The organism is Aquificaceae bacterium (assembly GCA_037481935.1).
Taxonomy (GTDB): Bacteria; Aquificota; Aquificia; order Aquificales; family Aquificaceae; genus Pampinifervens.
Window position 1 is genome coordinate 1 of record JBBFKQ010000021.1, and the last position, 614, is coordinate 614.

Sequence of the window (614 nt, forward strand, 5' to 3'; positions counted from 1 at the left end):
CTGAATCCATAGGTCTAAGGAGGGGAACCTGGGGAACTGAAACATCTAAGTACCCAGAGGAAAAGAGATCATTCCCCTAGTAGTGGCGAGCGAACGGGGAACAGCCTAAACCGGTCTATACGTTACAGGCCAGGACCGCTGTAAGATCGGTGTAATAGGGGCTGAGCGGAGAGCATCCTGGTGCTCTCGGGAAGTTACAAAATCTCATCTTAACCGAACCCGCTGGAAAGAGGGCCAAAGAGGGTGAAAGCCCCGTAGGTGAAAAGATAGAGATCTTCCTGGTTCAGCTACCTGAGTACCGCGGGACACGTGAAATCCTGTGGGAATTTGCGAGGACCACCTCGTAAGGCTAAATACTAACCAGTGACCGATAGTGGACCAGTACCGTGAGGGAAAGGTGAAAAGAACCCCGGGAGGGGAGTGAAATAGAACCTGAAACCGTATGCTTACAAGGTGTGGGAGTCCTGACTTGTCAGGATGACCGCGTGCCTTTTGTAGAATGAGCCGGCGAGTTACTCAGTATAGCAAGGTTAAGTGATAGTAATCATGAAGCCGTAGCGAAAGCGAGTCCGAATAGGGCGATTAGTTATACTGAGTAGACCCGAAACCGAGTG

1 rRNA gene is annotated in these 614 nt (G+C 50.8%); it reads left to right on the forward strand.

Annotation, left to right across the window (positions count from 1 at the left end):
• Positions 1 to 614, forward strand: a 23S ribosomal RNA gene (locus tag WHS43_09735); the annotation flags it as partial.